We start from the raw sequence: 18,407 nt of genomic DNA, 5'->3' as shown, positions 1-18,407 counted from the left end.
GCATTTCGATGGCCGCCTTCCTTGACGCTTTTCCGATGACCGACTCCCTCGCCGTTCCCGCCCCCACCCTCGCCGACCAACCGCACGCCATCGTCGAACGCGACGGCGTCCGTTACACCCTGCTCGGCACCGCACACGTCTCGCGCGCCAGCGTCGACGCCGTGCGCAGCGAAATCGCCAGCGGCGCTTACGACACCATCGCGGTGGAGCTCGATCCACAACGCCTCGCGGCGCTGACAGATCCCGAAGCGCTCGCGCGCCTGGACCTGGTCAAGGTGCTGCGCGAAGGCAAGACGGCCCTGTTCGCCGCCAACCTCGGCCTCGCGGCCTACCAGCGTCGCCTCGCCGAACAACTCGGCATCGAGCCCGGCGCGGAACTGAAGGCCGCGGTGGCCGACGGCAAGGAACGTGGCTTGCCGGTGCATCTCATCGATCGCGACGTCGGCCTGACCTTCAAGCGTGCATCGCAGCGCCTGGGCTGGTGGGGTCGCGCGAAACTCGGCGGCGGGCTCGTCGCGTCGCTGTTCGCCGACGAAGAAGTCGGCCATGACGAAATCGAAAGGCTCAAGCAAGGTGACCTGCTCGAATCCAGTTTCAGCGAGTTCGCCGAAGACAGCCCGGTGCTGTACGAAACGGTGATCGGCGAACGCGACCGCTACATGGCCGCGCGCCTGCGCCAAAGCGCGACCGCTGCCGAAGGTGCATGCGAAGTGCTCGCCGTCGTCGGCGCCGGCCACCTGCAAGGCATGGCGAAGCATCTGCGCGAAGACACCGACTCGCCCGCCGCCGTGCGCGCCGAACTCGAATCGGTGAAGGAGAAGTCGTCCTTCCCGTGGTTCACGCTGATCCTCGCCTTCTTCGTCATCGGCGGGTTCGCATGGGGCTTCTGGCGCGGCGGCGTGGACGTCGGCGCGGACCTGATGCTGTATTGGGTGCTGATCACCGGCACGCTTGGTGCGATCGGTTGTCTGCTCGCAGGCGGACATCCGCTGAGCATCCTCGCGGCCTTCATCGCCTCGCCCGTCACACCGCTGCATCCCGCGCTGGCCTCGGGCACCGTCAGTGCCGTGGTCGAGGCTTGGGTGCGCAAGCCGACCTATGCGGACTTCATGGCGCTGCGCGACGACGTGCAAACAATCCGCGGTTGGTACCGCAACCGCGTCGCCCGCGTGTTGCTCAACTTCTTCCTCACCAGCCTGGGCACCGCGATCGGCGTGTGGGTCGGCGGAGCGAAGATGCTGGGACGCTTGCTCGGCTGATGCCGTCCCGGCGGAGGGTTACTCCGCCGAGATGGCCGTGACCGTCGCAGCCGGCACGCGGCTGCCGCGCGCCCGCTGGATCATTCGCACCGTGCCGTGGCGCAGGTCGTCGAGCATCGCGTAGATGGTCGGCAGGAACAGCAGGCTCACCACCGTCGAGAACGCCAGGCCACCGGCGATGGCACGCGCCATCGGGAAGTAGGCCGGGCCATCGCCCGCCATCTGCGTGTTGCCCACCGCGATCGGCACCATCGCCAGGATCGCCGTGCCCATCGTCATCATGATCGGGCGCAGGCGTTCCTTGCTGCCTTCCACCAACGCCTCCGTGCGCGACAGTCCGCGTCGACGCAGGTTGTTGATGTGCTCGACCATCACGATGCCGTTGTTCACCACCACGCCCATCAGCACCAGGATGCCGATGAAGGCCATGATGTTGAACTCGGTGCCGGTGATCCAGAACAGCCAGAACACGCCGAAGATGGAGAACAGCACGCCGCTCATGATGGCCGACGGGAACAGCAGCGATTCGAACACCGCGGCCATCACCACGTAGATCATCAGCAGCGCGATGCCGAGGTTGAACATCATCTGCTTCATCGCGTCGTCGTCGCTCATGAACTGCGGACGGTCGAACGAGAAGGAATAACCGGCGGGGAACGGAATGCCCTTGAGCGTGTCCTCGATCGCCTTGCGCGCATCGGGCTGCACGACCTTGTCGGCGATGTTGGCGGTGATGGTCAGCGTGGTCTGGCGGTTCGTGCGCTCGATCTCCGACGCGGCCGGATGCACCTGCACGTCGACCATCGCCAGCAGCGGGACGCTGCGGCCATCGGGCGCACGCACGGTGAAGCTGGCCAGGTCCTCGGTGCTGTAGTTATCGGCGCCCGCGAAGCGCACCCACACTGGCACTTCGGTGTCGCCGCGACGGAACTCGCGCAGCGGCGCACCACGCAGCGCCAGGCCGACGAAGGTGGCCACGTCGTTCGCGCTGAAGCCGAACGAGGCAGCGCGTTCGCGATCCACGTGCACCGAGAGCTCGCTGTTCTGGTCGCCACTGTCCACGCGCACGTCGCGCAGTTCCTTGCGCTGCGCCAGCACGGGCACGATGTCGGAGGCCAGGTCGTTGAGCGTCTGCGTGGAGTCGCCCACCAGCATCACCTGGATTTCCTTGCCCTTCTGGTCGCCGCCCGGACCGCCCTGGTCGCCGATGCCGATGGTCGCGCGCGCCGACTTCGGCAGACCCTCGCGCATCTCTTCGGTGATCTTGCGGACCTGTTCGCCGTCCTTGGTGTCGAGCTTGACGTTGGTCCCCGCCCAACCCTGCTCGCGGTAGCGCGAGAAGACCTGGTCGATGTGGAACTTCTTGCGGTTGGCGTCGAGATAGTGTTCGACCTTGAGGATCTCGTCGGACATCTGCTCTTTCGTGTACGCGCCCTTCCACTGGTAGAAGATGTCGATCTCGCCCACGTCGTCGCCGCCGAACATGTTGACCTTGGTCATCTTCAGCGGAACGACGCTGATGGCGACGATCAGCAGGATGCCGAGCACGCTCCAGCCGCGGTGGTCGAGCGTCCAGCGCAGCACGCTCGCGTAGCGGCGCTGCAGGCGCGGGATGAGGCCACGCTCGTTCGTCACCGCAGGCGGCGTCTTCATGCGGGCCGACAGCATCGGGATCAGGCTCACCGCCACCAGCCAGGAGGCCAGCAGCGAGACGCAGATCGTGATGGCGATCTGGCCCATGTAGATGCTGATCATGTTCTTTTCGCCGAACAGGTTCGGCACGAACACGATGCAGTGGCACAGCGTGCCGGCCGACAGGGCGATGGCCACGTGGCGCGTGCCGATGATCGAGGACAGCACGGGATCGCCGATGCGCTCGCGCTCCTGGTAGATGCTCTCCACCACCACGACGGCGTTGTCCACCAGCATGCCGATCGCCAGCAGCAGGCCCATCATCGTCAGCACGTTGAGCGTGATGCCGAAGAAGTACATGAAGCCCAGCGTCATCACGAAGCAGATCGGAATGGCGGTGGTCACCATCAGCGTCGAAGGCCAATGGCGCAGGAAGAAGTACAGCACGGCGACCGACAACAGCAGGCCGATGCCGCCGGCTTCGGCCAGGCCGAGCAAGGAACTCTTGACGCTTTCGCCGGCGTCGTTCTGCACGAGCATGTCCACGTCGGGCACGCCGCCTTCGGCGTTGATCGCGTCCAGTTCGGCGCGCACGCGGCGCGAGACATCGACGAGGTTGGCGTCGCGTTCCTTGTACACATCGATGCCGACCGCGGGGCGACCATCGAGGCGGCGACCGTAGGGCATCTTTTCCGGCTTCAGGCGAACGTCGGCGACGTCGGACAGACGCACACCACGCGCGAGCACGAGGTCGCGCAACTGCTGCAGGTCGTTGAGTTCGCCCACCGGCTGCACGCGCAGGCGCTGCACGCCATCGTCGATCTGGCCCGCGGAGACGGAGAAGTTCACCGCGCGCAGCGTCTTGTCCAGGTCGTTCAAGGCCAGGCCATGCGCGTTGAGGCGGTCCTGGTCGATCGCGATCTCGACTTCGTTCTGCGGCGCGCCCTCCACTTCCACCTTCGCCACGCCCGGGAGGCGTTCCAGGCGGCGCTTGTAGACGCGGTCGATGCGGTCGTATTCCTTCGTCAGGTCGAGCGACTTGCTCGTCAGGCGCAGCTCGATCGCAGGCTCGTCGCTCGTCGACCACTTCCACACGAAGTAGCGCTGCATGTCGTCGGGCAGGTCGCTGCGGATCGCATCGATCCGCTCGCGCGCCTCGGCCGCGGCGATCTCGATGTCGCGGTCCCAGTCCGAGAACATGATGAAGACGCTGCCCTGCTCCGACGTCGCGTTGCCCTGCATCGACTTCACGTCGGTCATCGTCGAGAGCGTTTCCTCGACGGGGCGCAGGATGTTGCGCTCCACTTCCTCCGGCGTCGAACCGGCATAGGGCAACTGCACGAACAGGAACGGCGCCGACACGTCGGGCATCGCTTCCAGCGGCAAGCGGACCGCGGCGATCAGGCCGACGACCATCATCGACACGAACAACATGATGGTCGTGACGGGCCGCTTGATGCTGAGCTCGGCGATGCTCACGGCTGGGCCTCCGAGTTCGCTGCGAGCGGATCCTGGTCGTGCTCGATCAGCGTCGCGGTGGCCTTGGCCTGCGCGCGCTGGCGGCGCGCGCGTTCGGCGTAGTACTCGTCGGAGCGGCGATCGAGCAGGTCGTACACGACCGGGATCACGACCAGCGTCAGCAGCGTGGACACCAGCAGGCCGCCGATCACGGTGATCGCCATCGGCGAGCGCACTTCGGCGCCTTCACCGAAGGCCAGCGCCAGCGGCAGGAAGCCGAACAGCGTGCACAGCGTGGTCATGATGATCGGGCGCAGTCGCGAACGCGCGCCTTCCACCAGCGCCTTGCGCTTCTCGACGCCTTCCTCGCGCAGCTGGTTCACCTTGTCGATCAGGATGATCGCGTTCTTCACGACCAGGCCGACCAGGAGGATCAAGCCGATGAACACCACCACCGACACCGGCGAGTTCGTGACGAGCAGTGCGAGCACGGCACCGACCAGCGCGAGCGGAATGGTGAACAGGATGACGAAGGGGTGCAGCAGCGATTCGAACTGCGAGGCCATCACCAGGTAGACCAGGAACACGGCCAGGCCGAAGGCGAACAGCAGCGAGCGCACGGAGCTGTCGAGTTCTTCGCCCTGCCCGCCGATGTGCATGCCCACGTCCGCGCCGAGCGGCGTGTCCCTCACCATCTTCTGCACTTCGGACACCGCGGTGCCGAGGTCGATGTCGCGCAGGTTGGCCGACACGATCGCCACGCGCACCTGGTCGGCGCGGTGGATTTCGCTCGGGCCCGTGCCGGCGATGACATCGGCCACCGACGACAGGCGCACCGGCGTGCTGCTGTTCGGGTTCACGATGAGATTGCGGATGTCGTCGACGGACGCGCGATCGGACGCGCGCGCACGCACCAGCACGTCGATCTTGCGATCGCGGAAGGAATAGCGCGTGGCGACTTCACCGCGCACCTTCTTCACCACGATGTCGGCGATCTGGCGCGTGGTCAGGCCGAGCGCGGCGGCGCGGTCCTGGTCGAAGTGGATCTGGATCTCCGGGAAGCCCTGCTCCACCGTCGAGGTCACGTCGGCGTAATGCCGGTTCGCGCGCAGCATCGTGGCGAGCTTGCGGCCGGCGGCTTCGATCTGCGGCAGGTCGGAACCCGACAGCTCGATTTCCAACGGCGTGGACAGGCTGAAAAGCTCAGGGCGGCTGAAATCGAGCTGTGCGTTGGCATGGCCCGCCATCGCACCGCGCAGCTTCTCGGTCAGCTCGGCTTCGAGCTTTTCGTTGCCACCGTTTTCCATCACGGCCGTGAGCTTGGCGATGTTCTCGCCGCTCTCGGTCGGGCTCGCGTCCAGGCGCGTGCCGCTGCCGCTCACGCCATACAGCGCGGCCATGCCCGTGTCCTTGCCGTGTTCGCGCTGCAGTTCCTGCACGACCTGGTCGGTATCGCGCAGCGGCGTGCCGGGCGGCAGCTTGACCGTCATTTCGAAGCGATCCTGCGCAAGCTGCGGGATCAGGTCCGCGCCGAGCAGCGGCACCACCAGGCACGTGGCGGCGAAGGCCAGCGCGGCGACGCCAACCACCTTGCGCGGATGCATCAGGGCATTCGGAAGCAGGCGCAGGTACATCGCTTCGGCGCGGCCGTACAGGCCCATCGCGAAGCGGCTCGCGGTGCGCATCACCGGGCCGACGACGGCGACGATGCCGCGCCACGCGCGCACGATCAGCCATGCGATGCCGAAGAAGAAGAAGCGCAGTGCGCCACCGATGCCGCGACCGGTGTAGGCAAGCGGCTTCTGCCACTTCGACTCCGGCTGCCACTTCGGATGCGGCGGCTCTTCGGGGAACGCCAGCGGTGCGCGGCCCTTCAGCGAGGACAGCATCGGGATCAGCGTCATCGACACGACCAGCGAGATCGCGATCGCGAGCGCGACCGTCAGCGCCTGGTCGCGGAACAACTGGCCCGCGATGCCTTCCACGAACACCAGCGGCAGGAACACCGCGATCGTCGTCAGCGTGGAGGCGACCACCGCCATGCTGACTTCGCGCGTGCCCTGGATGGCCGCATCGAGGATGCCCAGGCCGCGTTCGCGCGCCTTGGCGATGGATTCGAGCACGACGATGGAGTCGTCCACCACCAGGCCCGTCGCCAGCGCCAAGCCGCCGAGCGACATCACGTTGAGGCTCAGGTGGAAGCGGTCCATGAAGAAGAACGTGGTGATGATCGACACCGGCAAGGACAGGCCGACGACGAACGTGCTCCAGCCATCGCGCAGGAACAGGAAGATGATCAGGATGGCGAGCGCACCGCCGATCACCGCATCGATCTTCACGTCGGTGATCGCATGGCGGATGAACTGCGACTGGTCGTCGATCGTGGTCAGCTCGACGTCCTGCGGCATTTCCTTCTTGATCGAATCGATCTGCTTCTGGATCGCATCGGCGGTCGACACGGTGTTCGCGTCGCCTTCCTTGTAGATCGCCAGCTCAACGGCTTCGTGGCCGCCCAGGCGGATGATCGCTTCGCGTTCCTTGTAGCCCTGGCGCACATCGGCGATGTCTTTCAGGCGGATCGGACGACCGCCCGCGACGGACGAACCGCCCGACGACGCACTCTGCACCGACGCGGCCGCGGCCATCGCGCTCGCGTTGCCCGTCGCGGCCGCGACGCGTGCCATTTCTTCCGCCGCATTCTGCGCACCGCCGCCACCGGCGGCCTGCGTCGTCACGAGCATCTCGCGGATCTCGTCGACGTTGGCGAACTGGTTCACCGTGCGCACGAGGAAGCGCTGCGAACCCTCTTCCAGGCGCCCACCGGAGATGTTGATGTTTTCCTGCTGCAAACGCTGAATGACGGTGTCGATCGGCAGGTTGAGCTGCGCGAGCTTCTGCTGGTCGATGTCGACCTGCACTTCGTCTTCGAGACCACCGCCGACCTTCACCGCGGCGACGCCTTCGACCGGTTCGAGCTTCTTCTTCAGGTCATCGTCGGCGTAGCGGCGCAGGCGCGTGAGTTCGGCCTCCGAATCCTTGCCCTTGGTGGAGAGCACCAGGCGCATGATCGGCGCGGTCGAAGGATTGAAGCGCAACAGCACGGGCGGCTTGGCTTCCAGCGGAAGCGCGAGCGACTCCATCTTGTCGCGCACTTCCAGGCTCGCCTTGTCCATGTTGGTGCCCCAGGCGAACTCGAGCACGACATCGCTCTGCCCGGTGCGCGAGACAGACTTCAGCTTGCGCAGGCCCTTCACCACGCCGACCGCTTCCTCGACGGGCTCGGTGACCAGCGTTTCGATTTCGGACGGCGCGGCGCCGGTGTATTCGGTGCGCACGGTGAGCGTGGGATAGCTCAGGTCGGGCAGCAGGTTGACCTTCAGGCCCATCAGCGCGATGAAGCCGAACAGGACGAGGGTCAGCGTCGCCATCATCACCGTGACGCGGCGACGCGTGGAGAACTCGACGACGTTGAAGGAGGTGTTTTCGGTTGCGTGGCTCACGCGCGGTGCTCCGTGGTGACGCGGCAAATGGGGGGCTTGCGTGGTGGCGCGCGATGCGCGCCTGCGTCAGCGAGCGGCGGTCGCAGCCGTCGCATCGCCCGCGCCGACCTGCGACTTCGGCGCGTTGCCGCCCACGATCTGCACCGGGCTGCCTTCGCGCAGCGCGACCTTGCCCGCGGTGACGACCTGGTCGCCGACCTTCAGGCCCGAACGCACTTCGGCCCACTGCCCATCCAGGTAACCCAGCTTCACCGGCACGCGCACCGCCTTGCCGGCCTTCACGGCGTAGACCGCCGGATCGCCTTCGTCTTCCAGCAGCGCCACGCGCGGCACGACGAGGGCATCCATGCGCTGGTCGTAGTCGATGCGGATGCGGCCGAACATGCCCGGCTGCAGCGCACCGCCACCGGCGAACGTGCACACGACGCGGAACGTGCCGCTGCCGGCGTCCACGACGGGCGCGACGCGATCGATGGTGCCTTCGAACTTCTTGCCCGGCAGCGCGTCGACGGCGAGGTCGACCTTCAGGCCCGGGGCGAGCGTGGCGACTTCGCGCTCGGGCACGTTGAGCGTGGCTTCCAGGCGCGAGTTGTCGACGATGCGGAAGATCGGCGTGTTGATCTGCACGAAGTTGCCGGTCTTGATCTTGCGCTCGGCGATCACGCCGGAGATCGGCGCGACGACGTTCGCGTAGGAAACCTCGAGGTTCGCCAGGCGATTCACGGCGCGCGCGTTCTCCAGGTCGTACTTGATCTGGTCGATGTCGTTCGCGCTCATCAGCTTCTGCTCGGCGAGCGTGACCGAGCGCTGGTAGTTCGCTTCGAGCTTGCGCATCTGCGCGGCGCTCTGTGCGGCCTGCAGTTCGGCGCGCGCGGCGTCCAGGCGCACCAGCACCTGGCCTGCGTGCACCACCTGGCCTTCCTCGGCCAGCACCTGCAGCGCGACGCCGGAGGTCTTGGCGACCACCTGCGATTCGCCCTTGGCTTCCAGCGGCGCGGTGCCGGTGTAGCTGGCGGCGATCGGGCGCTTGGCGGCGGCCATCACTTCGACCGGGATGGCTTCCGGCCCCTTGTCATCCTTGCCCTTGGCCATGGCGTCGCCGTCCCCTCCCTTGTGGCAGGCGGCCAGGGCGAGCGTGCAGGCGATCAGGAGGGCACCGGCGCGCAACGTGCGGCCGTGGGAGGAGGAAGTGGCAGGCATGTGGGCGGACCCCTTGGGTGTTGTAGTCAAGTAAATCACCGCCGGTTCCGGACGCCATGCGCCATAGGTCATGGTGACTTCACGGTGGGAATCTGATCCGTGCGCGACGTTTCGCGCACTCAGCCGGACATTGTCTCTTGAAGATGCGTCGTCTGCGCGTTCGGTTGCACGCGCGTGCCCTGCACTGGCGGCCACATGTTTGCCGGTTCCATTCACGTGCGGGCTATACTTCGCCGCTTGCAAGACGCGGATGTGACGATGCGTCGCGCAACCGACCTTCCATTGCGGACTGACTTCATGATGCGACCGCTCACGATCGCTGCCGGCCTGTGGCTGGCGCCCATGCTCCTCGCTTCCGCGCAGCAACCTGCCGCGCCGACCACTGCCACTGCGCCTGCCGCTGCGTCGACCGCCGCCAAGCCTGCCGCTGCTTCGACGGCGACTGCGCCGGCCGCTGCATCGACGGCTGCCCCGGCGCCCGCCGCCACGGCCGCTCCCGCCAAGCCCGCCGAACCGAGCCCGGTCTCGCTCAAGGGCGACCCGGCGAAGGGCCGCACGATGACCTACACGTGCCAGGGCTGCCACGGCATCACCGGCTACAAGAATGCGTACCCGAGTTACCACGTGCCGCGCATCGGCGGCCAGTCCGCGCAGTACCTGGCCAGCGCGCTGACCGAATACCGCGAAGGCAAGCGCAAGCACCCGACGATGCAGGCCCAGGCGCAGAGCTTCTCGGCCCAGGACATCGCCGACATCGCTGCGTACCTGTCCACCGTCAAGACCGCGAAGTGAGCCACGCCATGACGAACAAGAAGACCACGCTCGCCATCGCCCTGCTCGCCCTCGCCCTGGGCGCGTGCTCGAAGGAAGAAGCCCCCGCGCACGAAGGTGCCGAAGCCGCCGATGCGGCGCACTCCTCGTCCGCCGGCCTGCCGGAAGGCCATCCCGAAGCCGGCAAGCTGCTGGCCTCGACCAAGAACGCCGAAACCGGCCAGGCCTGCGTGGATTGCCACGGCGCCGAAGGCAATGCGCCGATCGACCCGACGTATCCGAAGCTCGGCGGCCAGTACGCCGACTACATCGGCCATGCGCTGGTCGCCTACCGCAAGGGCGATCGCCAGCACGCGCTGATGAGCGCCCAGGCGAAGAGCCTCACCGACCAGCAGATCGCCGACCTCGGCGCGTACTTCCAGACGATCGAACCGCACATCGCCGACCTGCAGCACGTCGACGACGCCAAGTAATCGTCGCCACCGGTTGGAACGAAAAGGCCCGCAGTGATGCGGGCCTTTTTCATGCGCGGATGAACATCACGCGCCCGGCGGTTGCGCGCTCGTCGATGCAGGCGCGGGCGGCGGCGGACGCACGCTGCCGTTGTCTTCCTGCAGCCCGGGCTTGAACGGAATATCCGGCGGCGGGCGTGCACTCGCGGGCTGGTCGCTCTTGTTCGGATCGGTCAAACCGCACGCACCGCCGAACTGCAGGATGGAGATGGTGCAGGAGATGCTCTTGCTCGTGCCCGGGATCGGGATGCGGATGGCCTTGATGCCCTTGCGCACCCACTCCTGCAGCAGCGTTTCGCGCGGACGCCAATATTTGTCGAACGTCGTCGGCTCGTATTCGTAAGGCGGACGCTTGAGCCACTGGCCTGCGCGATCCAGGTCGGCGATGTGCGCTTCCACCGTGCCCGGTGCGTTCTGGCCCGGGTTCGGCGGCTCGCCGATGTTCGGCGTGCCGTTGTTGTTGAAGATGCCCGGCGCGGTGCCCGGCGCGCCCGGTTGGCCGCCCGGACGATTGCGCGTGCCCACGCCCCAGTCGTCGCCGCGTTGCAGCGTCGGGTTTGCGCCCGGCGGTGCGTTGGGCGTGGTGCCTGCGCCCGGCTGCGCACCCGGTGTGACGCCCGTTCCCGGTGCCGCTGCCGGCGGACCGCCTGCGACGGCCGAAGGCGGCGCAGTGCTCGTTCCGGGCGCGGTGGCCTGCCCGGGCGCCGTCGATGTTCCGGGTTGCGCGTTGGGCGTCGTGCCGCGCGATGGCATCGGGATCTCGCGCAATTGCGCGTTCACGGAAGGCACGTTGATTTCGCGCGATGGCGTTTGCACCGCCTGCACGGCCTGCGCTTGCGACAGCCGCGCCGATTCCTCTGCGCGCAAGGTCGACACTTGCGTGGGTTGCGTGGTGATGCGCTCGACTTCGATGCGCTCCTGCGTCGGACGCTGCACGCGCGAGATGCGTTCGGTGGGCGCGCGCACTTCGGGCACGGTGATTTCGCGTTCCGGCACGTTCGCTTCGCGCGGACGCGGTGGCGGCAGCACGAAGGTCGTATCCGGTTGCGGCACCTGCGTGACCTGCAAGGGTTGCGGCGCAGGCGGCACTTCCGCAGGGGGCGTGGGCTCAGGCTCGGGTTGCGCGGCGACCGGCGGTGGTTCGACCGGAGGTTGCGGCGGTTGCGGTTCCTGCGGCGCAGGTTGCGGTGGCGCGGGTTGCGCCGGTGCTTCGCGCGGCGTTTGCTGCGCCGCCTGCGGTGCAGCGGCGGGTGCCGGCGCGGCCTGCGGCTCGGGCTTCGGGCCTTGCGGCGCACCGCCTCCGGTTTCTTCCGGCGTGCCTACGCCGATGAATTCCGCCTGCACCACGTTCTCGCCCTGCTCCGCCGCCGGCGGCGGCACGTGCACGTACGCGAGCCACATCAGCAGGATTCCGAGGAACACATGCAACACCGCGCTGAAGGCCGCGGCGAACAGGCGGATCCCGCGTTCTTCGCGGATCGGCCCGTGCCATTCCTGGCGCCACAAGGTGGCGAAGGCCTGCCAGCGATTGAGGCTGCCGCTGCGCGCGGGAGGATGCGCCAGCTCGCGTTGCGCGAGTTCGGCGATCACCTCCTGCGGCAGCGCACCGCGCACCGCGTGGTGCGAGGTGGACATGCCCTCCAGCCACGACTTCCACCCGGGCGGCAGTTGCCCAGGCGTTTCGGGACGGATGGACTTGAGCCGACGCCGTTGCGTCAGCGCTTCGATGATGTCGGCGGCGGAGAACACGCGCGCCGGCGGCCGTCAGGCTGCGTCGCGGGGAATGTAGGGCGCCGCGCCGGTCGCATGGTCGGTCGCGTCGCGCACCGCGGTGACGCCGGGCACGCGCGTCAGCAAGGTTTTCTCGATTCCCTGCTTGAGCGTCACGTCCGCCATCCCGCATCCGTGGCATCCACCACCGAAACGCAGGTAGACGACACCATCGGCCGTCACCTCTTCCACGCCCACGTGCCCGCGGTGCTGCGCGAGTTGCGGATTGACCTCGTGTTCGACGACCCATCGGACGCGCTCGACCAGCGATGCGGTCTCCGCAGGCGCCTCGCCCTTGATCTTCGGGGCGCGGATCTGCAACTGGCCACCGGTGGCCTGTTGCACGTAGTCGATCTCGGCCGCGTCCAGGTACGACGCGCTCGCCCCTTCGATCCACAGCGTGAAGCCGTCGCAGTCGATCGCCCATTCGTCGCCGGTCAGGTCGGCCGGCTCGGCGAACTCCAGGCGCACGTCGGCGCGCGGCGTGCCGGGATGCATGGCAGAGAGGCGAACGCCGAGCCCCGGCAGGGCTTCGCGTTCGATGAGGCGGCGGAAATGCGCCTGGGCGGATTCGGAGAGCTGGATCATGCGGGCTATTCTAGACGCCTTGGGTGAAACCGCCGAGGCGGGTCCACCCGACCACCACGCCCGATGTGTTCTCGTTCATTCGCGCCGGATGGCGCTGCGGAGCTAGCACCCCATGTCCGATCTGATCGCACTCGCCGACGCCCACTGCACCCCCCGCAAGGGCAGCGAGCACAAGCTCTCCGAAGCCCGCGTGCGCGAACTCCTGCCGCAGGTGCCCGGCTGGGAGCTCGCCGAAGACGGCCATGCGCTGGTGAAGACCTTCAAGTTCCCCGATTACTACCGGACCATGGCCTTCGTGAACGCGCTGGCCTTCATCGCCAACCGCGAAGACCACCATCCCGACCTGGGCGTGCACTACAACCGCTGCGTCGTGCGTTTCTCCACGCACGATGTCGGCGGTCTGAGCGAGAACGACTTCATCCTCGCGGCAAAGACCGAAGCGCTCTCGGGCTGACGCTCAGCGCAAGCGATCCAGCACGTCGACGAGTTCCGACGCCAGCGGCGCATTGAGCAGGTACGGTGCGCGCCCGCCGTCGAGCGCGAATTCCAGCGTCGATGCGTGCAGGAACATGCGCTTGAGCCCGACCTGGTCGCGCAGGCGCTTGTTCGCCGCTTCGTCGCCGTATTTGTCGTCCCCCGCGATCGGATGGCCGATGTGCTGCGCATGCACGCGGATCTGGTGCGTGCGGCCGGTCTCGATGCGCACTTCGCAATAGGACATGCCGCCGCGCCGTTCGAGTGCCTTGAAGTGGCTCAGCGAGGGCTTGCCCCCTGCGTTCACCTGCACATGGCGTTCGCCGCCCTGGCGCAGGCCGATGTGCAGCGGTGCATCCACGCTCATGGTGCCGTCGGGCAAGCGGCCGACCAGCAGCGCGAGGTAACGCTTGGCGATGCCGCCCTCCTCGCGCATCAGGGCCTGCAACTCGGTGAGGGCCGAGCGCTTCTTTGCCATCACCAGCAGGCCCGAGGTGTCGCGGTCGAGGCGGTGCACCAGTTCGAGCGTCTCCTTCGGACGCAGGGCGCGCATGGTTTCGATCGCGCCGAAGCCGATGCCGCTGCCGCCGTGGCTCGCCACGCCCGAGGGCTTGTTGATCGCCAGCAGCCGGGCGTCCTCGAAGACGATGCTCGCCTCCATGGCCGCCAGCAGGCCCTTGGCCGGCGTGCCCTTGTCGGCCGGCGCGTCCAAGCGCACGGGCGGGATGCGGACCTCGTCGCCGGCCTCGAGCTTGCGCTCGGCCTTGGCCCGGCCGCCGTTCACGCGGACCTGGCCGGAGCGCACCAGCTTGTAGACCAGCGACCGCGGCGCGCCCTTGAGCTGGCCAAGCAGGAAGTTGTCCAGCCGTTGGCCCTCGCGGTCGTCGGAGACGCGGACGGTGCGCGCGGGCGCCGCGGGGCGACCTGGGGGGGTATCGGTGGGGTCCATCGTCGCCTTTGACCTGCTACACTCGCCGCGCGAAGTAAGGGTTTGATTTCGCAGGGAGATTGCGCCAATAGGCGCTTCGGGCCGAAAGCCCGCCTCCCACGATTCCCGGCGTCGTGCGCGACCACCGCCCCCGGGGCGGCCATGTTAGCGGCACGTCGGCAGGCCCTTCCATCGCCCGATGCGTCAGACATCGGCGCTGAACAACGACCCGTGCGACGCGAAAGGCACCCCCGCCCCGCGGCCGCCGGCCCGCAAATTTGGAAAAGCAACACAAGCGCTCCCGCGGCCTGCCGTGGTGTCGTAGCGCTGGCATACATCGAAGCGCGACGCGTGCCGCCTTGCGGACGCGCGACGCGTAGCGGTATCCAGAGGCGAACGCCCACGGCGTTCCGCGTGCGACAGCGCGCGAGGAACGCAAAATGAAGAGAATGCTCATCAACGCAACGCAGGCGGAAGAACTGCGCGTTGCGACCGTCGACGGCCAGACCCTATACGACATCGACATCGAACAACCGTCGAAGGAACAGAAGAAGTCCAACATCTACAAGGGCCGCATCACCCGCCTCGAGCCCTCGCTTGAGGCCGCCTTCGTCGAATACGGCGGCGAGCGCCATGGCTTCCTTCCGCTGAAGGAAATCTCCCGCGACTACTTCCAGTCCGGCGTCGACCCGAACAAGGCGTCGCTGCGCGAGCTGTTGAAGGAAGGCCAGGAGATCGTCGTCCAGGTCGACAAGGAAGAACGCGGCAACAAGGGCGCGGCCCTGACCACGTTCATCTCGCTCGCGGGCCGCTACATGGTCCTGATGCCGAACTCGCCGACCGCCGGCGGCGTCTCGCGCCGCATCGAAGGCGACGACCGCGCCGCGCTCAAGGAAGCGATGGACAAGCTGCAGATCCCCGACGACATGGGGGTCATCATCCGCACCGCCGGCGTGGGCCGCGATGCCGAAGAGCTGCAGTGGGACCTGGACTACCTGCTGCATGTGTGGAAGGCCATCGCCGAAGCCGCGCTGACCAAGCCCTCGCCGTTCCTGATCTACCAGGAATCGCGCCTGATCATCCGCGCCCTGCGCGACTACATGCGCGCCGACATCGGCGAGATCCTCGTCGACACCGACGAGATGTACGCCGAAGCCCGCGAGTTCGTGCAGCAGGTGATGCCGCACAACCTGCGCAAGCTCAAGCACTACACGGACGACACCCCGCTCTTCAACCGCTTCCAGATCGAATCGCAGATCGAGAACGCGTACGAGCGCACCGTCCGCCTGCCCTCCGGCGGCGCCCTGGTGATCGACCAGACCGAAGCGCTGACCGCGGTCGACGTGAACTCCGCGCGCGCCACCAAGGGCGGCGACATCGAAGAAACCGCGTTCCAGACGAACCTGGAAGCCGCCGAGGAAGTTGCGCGCCAGCTGCGCCTGCGCGACCTGGGTGGCCTGGTGGTCATCGACTTCATCGACATGGCGTCGAACAAGCACCAGCGCGAAGTCGAGAACAAGCTGCAGAACGCGCTGAAGTACGACCGTGCGCGCGTGCAGCTGGGCCGCATCTCGCGCTTCGGCCTGCTGGAGATGTCGCGCCAGCGGCTGCGCCCGAGCCTGGGCGAATCCAGCCAGCTGGTGTGCCCGCGCTGCGACGGCCACGGCCGCATGCGCAGCGTCGAATCGCTGTCGCTGTCCATCCTGCGCGTGGCCGAAGAGCACGCGATGAAGGAAAACACTGGCCAGGTGCTGGTGCAGGCGCCGACCGAGATCGCCAACTACCTGCTCAACGAGAAGCGTCGCGCCCTGGGCGAGATCGAACAGCGCCATGACGCGCCGATCGTCATCGTCGCCGACGACCAGCTCGAAACGCCGCATTACGAAGTCACCCGCATCCGCGAGAACGAACTCGGCGAAGAAAGCAGCAAGCCGAGCTACCAGCGCGGCACGCCGCGCAAGCTCGCCACGCATGCGTTGACCAAGGCGCACCTCAACATCCCGAACCTCCCGGCCGTCACCAACGTGCGTCCCGCGCAGCCCGCGCCGGTGCGCGAGGAACCGCGCGAGGAAGCCAAGCTCGCGCCGGCACCGGTCGTCACGCCGGTCGTGGCGCCGGTTGCCGCCAGCGGCGGCTTCACCGGTTGGCTCAAGCGCCTGTTCGGCGCGCCCGCGCAGGAAGCGCCGGCCCCGGCCGCGCGTCCGCAGGACGAGCGCCGCGGTGGACGCGAAGGGCGTCGCGACCAGCAGCGCGACCAGCGTGGCGGTCGTGGCCAACAGCAGGGCCGTCGCGATGAACGTCGCGAGCGTGGCCAGCAGCAGCCGCAACAGCAGAAGCAGCCGCGCAACGACGGCCAGCAGCAGAAGCAGCCGCAGCAACAGCAGAAGCAGCAGCAACAACAGCAACAGAAGCAGCCGAAGCCGCAGTTGACGGAAGAGCAGCGCCTCGAACAGCAGCAGCGGGCGGAAAAGCAGCGCGCCGAAGCGCAGGCCCGCAAGGAACAGCAGCGCCAGGCCGAGCAGCAACGCCAGGCCGAGAAGCTGGCCGAGAAGCAGGCGGCGGAAGCCAAGGCCGCAGCGGCACCGGCCGCTGCCACGCCGGTGGTGGCTGCGGCCGCAACGCAGGCTGCCGTGAACATCGACGCCACCCCGGCCATCGACGCCGCCCAGGCCGTCGATGCGGATGCCACCGCAACGCCGCGCACCGACGCCGCGACCGAAGGCGCCGAGGGTGATGGCACGGGCCGTCGCCGCCGTGGACGTCGCGGGGGTCGTCGTCGTCGTCGCGGTCATGGCGGCGCCGAGGGCGAAGTCGCCACCGACGCGCTCGCGCACGATCTGGATGCCGAAGCCGAAGAGTTCGAAACCGGTACGGTCGCCGCGCAGCATCGCTCGCAGCCCGAGTTCGATTTCGACGACGAAACGCTGCCGCCCGCGCCGCCGGTGAAGCAGGAGCGTGCCTCGCAAGAGCGCATCGCCCCGGCCATCGCCGCGACCGCGATCGTGGCGCCGGTGGTGGCCGCGATGCCTGCGTTCGACAGCATCGAGCCCTCGCCCACGCAGCCGGCCGAAGCCGCCGCCGCGCCCGCCCAGGCCGCCGCGCACGATGCCGACTTCGCGCCGGTGCCGAGCGACCACGACGTCGAACGCACGCCGTCGGGCATGGAAGGCAACGTCGAATCCGCCGCGCAGCGCGAAGACGAAGCCGCCGCGATCGCACCCGGCACGTGGGACGCCGCGCCGGTCGCGAACGAGCCCGTCGCCGCCACGAGCGAACCCGTCGTCGAATCGCCGGCCGCGCACGCCGCCTCGTTTGCATCGAGCGAGACCGAAACCGCGCCGGTGATCGACGCGATGTCGCGCAACGTCGAGTCCGACGTCGAAGCGCCGATGTCGCCGGGCCTGTTCGATGCGCTGCCTGCCGATCCTGCGCAGGCCGCCGCCGAAGCCGTCGCCGATGCGAATGACAACGAGGCTGCTGCCGACGAGGCAGAAGCAGACGCAGCCGCCACCGCCGCGCAACGTCACGACGCGTCGCAGCACGACGCTTCGCACAACGCGTAAGCCACCCTGGCCCTCCCCGTTCGCGGGGAGGGCCTTGCGTCACCACGCGAAGGCCGGATCCTCCACGCCGTAACGGCTCGCCATCCGCGCGAGCGCGATGGGATCGCGTACCCCGAGCTTCTCGAACAAACGCGCCTTGTGCGTGTTGATCGTCTTCGCGCTCAGGCTCAAGCGTTTTGCGATGTCCTCCTGGCGCAAGCCCTGGATCAGCAGCAACGCGACTTCCATTTCCCGCGGCGAAAGCGCATCGAACGGCGAGCGCGCGTTTCCGGCGATGCCTTCCAGCGCCATCTGCTGCGCGATGCCACTGGCGAGGTAACGCTTGCCCCGCGCCGCATCCCGCACGGCGCGGAGCAACTCCGTCGCATCGTGGGCCTTGCCGACGTAGGCCGATGCGCCGGCTTCGATCGCGCGCCGGGGCATCGGCCCTTCCTGCTGCGCCGACACCACGATCACGCGCGTGCCGTAGCCGCCGCGCACCACGCGCTCGGTGACTTCCAGGCCGCTGATGCCCGGCAGGTGCACGTCGCACAGCAGCACGTCCGGACGCAGCCGGCGCAACATCGGCAACGCGTCCTCGCCGCTCTCGGCCTGCCCCACGACATCGAGTTCCGGTTGCGTGCCGAGCAACATGCAGATGCCGGTGCGCACCATCACGTGGTCGTCGAGAACGAACACGCGGATCGTCATCCCTGATCCTCCGTTTCCTTGCGTGTCCCGCAAGCCTAAGGGCACGCGCGGAAACGGGCCTG

At 67.9% G+C, this 18,407-nt stretch carries 11 protein-coding genes and 1 pseudogene; 5 read left to right on the top strand and 7 right to left on the bottom strand.

Going from position 1 to position 18,407, the window contains the following annotated elements; genetic code table 11:
• The first annotated feature begins 35 nt into the window (after positions 1-35).
• Complete coding sequence (locus LVB87_RS11980; RefSeq protein ID WP_232898188.1) at positions 36-1,259, top strand: TraB/GumN family protein; 1,224 nt, start codon at positions 36-38, stop codon at positions 1,257-1,259.
• An 18-nt stretch (positions 1,260-1,277) separates the two neighbouring features.
• Here LVB87_RS11980 and LVB87_RS11975 read toward each other — a convergent pair whose 3' ends face one another.
• From LVB87_RS11975 to LVB87_RS11965, 3 genes and pseudogenes are all read right to left on the bottom strand, one after another.
• A complete protein-coding gene (locus LVB87_RS11975; protein ID WP_232898187.1) occupies positions 1,278-4,370 on the bottom strand; it encodes an efflux RND transporter permease subunit in 3,093 nt (1,030 codons plus the stop codon).
• A pseudogene (locus LVB87_RS11970) lies at positions 4,367-7,816 on the bottom strand (efflux RND transporter permease subunit); the annotation flags it as partial. The pseudogene LVB87_RS11970 and the gene LVB87_RS11975, both read right to left, overlap by 4 nt.
• A gap of 99 nt (positions 7,817-7,915) precedes the next feature.
• A complete protein-coding gene (locus LVB87_RS11965) occupies positions 7,916-9,049 on the bottom strand; it encodes an efflux RND transporter periplasmic adaptor subunit (protein WP_232898185.1) in 1,134 nt (377 codons plus the stop codon).
• 300 nt (positions 9,050-9,349) lie between these two features.
• Here LVB87_RS11965 and LVB87_RS11960 point away from each other — a divergent pair, with 300 nt between their 5' ends.
• Both LVB87_RS11960 and LVB87_RS11955 read left to right on the top strand, forming a co-directional pair.
• The gene (locus LVB87_RS11960; RefSeq protein WP_232900551.1) at positions 9,350-9,841 is read left to right on the top strand and encodes a cytochrome c; all 492 of its coding nucleotides are present in this window, start codon (positions 9,350-9,352) and stop codon (positions 9,839-9,841) included.
• A gap of 8 nt (positions 9,842-9,849) precedes the next feature.
• Positions 9,850-10,293 (top strand): cytochrome c, encoded by a 444-nt coding sequence (locus LVB87_RS11955; RefSeq protein WP_232898184.1) that lies wholly within the window; start codon positions 9,850-9,852, stop codon positions 10,291-10,293.
• A gap of 66 nt (positions 10,294-10,359) precedes the next feature.
• Here the strand turns inward: LVB87_RS11955 and LVB87_RS11950 are convergent, their stop codons facing one another.
• Positions 10,360-12,081 (bottom strand): cell envelope integrity protein TolA, encoded by a 1,722-nt coding sequence (locus tag LVB87_RS11950; protein ID WP_232898183.1) that lies wholly within the window; start codon positions 12,079-12,081, stop codon positions 10,360-10,362.
• Between the two features lie 15 nt (positions 12,082-12,096).
• Positions 12,097-12,690, bottom strand: a complete 594-nt coding sequence (locus LVB87_RS11945) for an NfuA family Fe-S biogenesis protein (RefSeq protein WP_232898182.1) — start codon at positions 12,688-12,690, stop codon at positions 12,097-12,099.
• Between the two features lie 112 nt (positions 12,691-12,802).
• On the opposite strand from LVB87_RS11945, the gene LVB87_RS11940 reads away from it, so the two are divergent.
• The gene (locus LVB87_RS11940) at positions 12,803-13,144 is read left to right on the top strand and encodes a 4a-hydroxytetrahydrobiopterin dehydratase (protein WP_232898181.1); all 342 of its coding nucleotides are present in this window, start codon (positions 12,803-12,805) and stop codon (positions 13,142-13,144) included.
• A 3-nt stretch (positions 13,145-13,147) separates the two neighbouring features.
• Here the strand turns inward: LVB87_RS11940 and LVB87_RS11935 are convergent, their stop codons facing one another.
• Positions 13,148-14,113 carry an RluA family pseudouridine synthase gene (locus LVB87_RS11935; protein WP_232898180.1) on the bottom strand — a complete coding sequence of 322 codons (966 nt, stop codon included), beginning with the start codon at positions 14,111-14,113 and terminating at the stop codon, positions 13,148-13,150.
• A 419-nt stretch (positions 14,114-14,532) separates the two neighbouring features.
• Between LVB87_RS11935 and rne the strand changes: the two genes are divergently transcribed.
• Complete coding sequence (gene rne / locus LVB87_RS11930; RefSeq protein WP_232898179.1) at positions 14,533-17,655, top strand: ribonuclease E; 3,123 nt, start codon at positions 14,533-14,535, stop codon at positions 17,653-17,655.
• A gap of 39 nt (positions 17,656-17,694) precedes the next feature.
• On the opposite strand, the gene LVB87_RS11925 is transcribed toward rne, so the two are convergent.
• Positions 17,695-18,345 carry a response regulator gene (locus tag LVB87_RS11925; RefSeq protein ID WP_232898178.1) on the bottom strand — a complete coding sequence of 217 codons (651 nt, stop codon included), beginning with the start codon at positions 18,343-18,345 and terminating at the stop codon, positions 17,695-17,697.
• Positions 18,346-18,407 lie beyond the last annotated feature (62 nt).

Source organism: Lysobacter sp. KIS68-7, assembly GCF_021284745.1.
Classification (GTDB): domain Bacteria; phylum Pseudomonadota; class Gammaproteobacteria; order Xanthomonadales; family Xanthomonadaceae; genus Noviluteimonas.
Note: the sequence above shows the minus strand (reverse complement) of the source record. Positions and strands in the feature narration are given on the sequence as shown.